We start from the raw sequence: 2,826 nt of genomic DNA, 5'->3' as shown, positions 1-2,826 counted from the left end.
AGTGATACATTTAAGGTGCAAATTATAAAAAATATAAAAGGAGGGTGAATAAAGCGGTATTTAAAAAAGACTATTATAAACGGTGAGCAGTTATACAGGTTATATGAACCTGAATCTTGTTAAAAAATGATACTCATTTGAGTGTACTTTCTGATTTGAACCACCTTGATTAAAATAATGAAGAATCATCATTCGTTTATTCTGATTTCTGGAAAAGTTTTAATAGATTCATGTTGAACAAACATACTTTTTAGAAAGAGGAGAGATTATTGATGAATAGTCAATTACTATATCAACAGCAAAAAAGAGAAAAGGCACTTGTGATTGGAGCTGGTATTGCAGGCTTACTTACTGCACGTGTGCTTTCCAGTTATTTTGAGACAGTGATAGTTGTTGAAAAAGATGAGTTACCTCAAAAACCATCTGAACGTCCAGGTACCCCCCAAGACTTTCATCCTCATCGTGTATTACCACGTGGAGAAATTATTATGAACCGTTTCTTTCCTGGATATGTTGATGATTTATTAAATTTAGGGGCCCATAATGTCAAGAATGATAAAATGATTCGATTTTCTCCGTATGGGGCACTGGAACTAGTTATAGAACGAAAAGGTGCAGCAAGCAGTCGAGCATTGTTAGAATGGACAATCCGCCAACGTGTGCAAGAAATTCCGAATGTACATTTTTATTCAAAGCAAGTAGTCACAGGCCTTTTAGCTTCGTCTGATCACAAGCGTGTTATTGGAATTAATATTCAAGAACGGGACGAATTAAAAACAAAGCGAACTGTGTTAACCGATTTGGTAGTTGACACATGTGGTCGTCAATCTAAACTCAATAAATGGCTTACATCTATGGGCTATGATGTTCCAGAACCAGAACGTTTAAAGGTGAATTTTGGATATAGCACGAGATATTATAAAGTACCTTCACATATCAAAGAGAAATTGAGTGCAATTTCTGAAGGAGATCCTGCTAAAAACGTTGGTGCTGTAGGGTTATTATATATTGAAGATAACATAGCTCAAGCGCTACTATTTGTTGCTGGAGGTACGCACTATCCACCAACCAATTCAAAAGAATATGAAAAAGAACTGGATTCTTTAGTTACCCCTATGATGAGGGAGTTAATTAAAGAGTTAGAACCAATTAGTGTCCCAAGAGGATTTAGAGCGGAGAAGTCAACTCGCCAACATTTTGAACAAATGGAAAATTGGCCATCTGGATTATTAGTGTTAGGTGATGCTTTTTGTAACTTTGATCCCATTTATGGACAGGGGATGACCGTAGCTGCCATTGAAGCTGAAATGTTAGATACTTGTTTAAAAGAACATTCTACTCATAAACCTGGATTCGAACGCAAGGTACTGCAACGTATGCAACAAGCTATTGAGCCGGCATGGTGGCTGAGTTCAATTGCGGATTTACGTTGGAAAGGTGTTGAACATGTAGGAGCTGTTCCACTAAAAGGTGTGAAATTTGCACAGAAATATTTTGATTTATATCTTAAACAAGCTGCAAAGCAAGCAAATGAAGGTAATTCATCCATGCTCCAAAAATATATAATGATGAATGGGCTAGTTCATTCGCCTCATGAAATCATTAACTCAGATATGTTAAGAATGTTAATCAATGGAGATGAGTCTTCAGAAGAGAATGAACTTTTGAACGAACTTGGAGAAGTAGATAAGAAACCAATGCAAGAAAGAATACATGAACTAATCCCTTCCTTTACATTAGCTTTTGAGAATAGCGTTCCAAATCTGTTCTCATCCATTTCAATTTCTAATGTCAAATGAGGAAAAGAAACATTGCTCTAATTAGGGCAATGTTTCTTTTATTAGATAAGCAGTATTTAATCAACTACTTTTTCAATTGTTGGCATTATAGCGATTGGTGGTAAAGAGTAAGTCCAAGCAGCAGCGTATACGTTTAATTTTTCACCTAATTTGTAGTTTTCACCATTGGATACAGGTACTCTTAAAATTTTATTTTGGGAAACTAGCTCCCACCAATTATTCTGATAATAAAGTGCTTCTTCTTTCGTAAAAGTATCAGCAACAATTAAGTAATTATCGTCTGCTGAAATAACATAGCCCGTGAAAGGTATTTGTATTCGTACCTGTTCCTCCTTAATTGGAGAAGTGTTATTGGCTGTATCCGCAGAAGCAGGTGTTAAGCCAAAAGTAAATCCGCACCCTAATGTTAATGTTGTAACTACTGTTAATAATTTTTGTTTTTTTGAAAACATAATAGAAAGCCTCCTTAAATTTTATTACCACACCAACACCTTTCTATTCATTTAGATATAAAGCCTTTCTGCATTCAAATATTTAACAATTTTGTCATAAATAAAACAAAATTGTATGTGATATGTATTTTTTAGAGTGATTTATGATATAATTCACTAGGTAAAGTATTTTCGTGGTTCATCTCTATATAGTTTTTTACCCTACTTACTCTGTAAAATATTATTGGTGAAGAGAGAATGTTTTCTCTCTTCTTTTTTTATTTGACATTAATAATATCGTTAATAAAGGATGTTTAATATTTTTTAGGCTATTTTGTTGTTGGTAATTAGTTTTGGTACGTATAATAAAATATGGTTTGATTAAGAGATTTAGTCTTGACGTACAGAATTTGCAAAATGTTGGTGTTCCGTCTTTATTTACATCAAATGTTAAATGTATTCTAATTTTAAATGAATTCAACATAATATTTTGTATCTATAATCCCAAAGGAAACTTTACATGGAAATGAAATTTTTCCTGCAGAAGCAGCCTGCATACAAGAAATTACCCAAGATTCCAATTCTAAAGGCAAGCG

2 protein-coding genes are annotated in these 2,826 nt (G+C 33.8%); one reads left to right on the top strand and one right to left on the bottom strand.

Annotated elements, in window-relative coordinates; genetic code table 11:
* Positions 1–272: 272 nt before the first annotated feature.
* Positions 273–1,799 (top strand): NAD(P)/FAD-dependent oxidoreductase, encoded by a 1,527-nt coding sequence (locus ABWK52_RS24175; RefSeq protein WP_353772184.1) that lies wholly within the window; start codon positions 273–275, stop codon positions 1,797–1,799.
* Between the two features lie 56 nt (positions 1,800–1,855).
* On the opposite strand, the gene ABWK52_RS24170 is transcribed toward ABWK52_RS24175, so the two are convergent.
* On the bottom strand, positions 1,856–2,251 hold the full coding sequence (locus ABWK52_RS24170) for a DUF3221 domain-containing protein (RefSeq protein WP_000491768.1): 396 nt from the start codon (positions 2,249–2,251) through the stop codon (positions 1,856–1,858).
* Between the last annotated feature and the right edge of the window lie 575 nt (positions 2,252–2,826).

Origin of the sequence: Bacillus sp. AP50 (assembly GCF_040492675.1) — a bacterium.
GTDB lineage: Bacteria > Bacillota > Bacilli > Bacillales > Bacillaceae_G > Bacillus_A > Bacillus_A cereus.
This window is presented reverse-complemented; position numbering and strand designations above follow the sequence as displayed.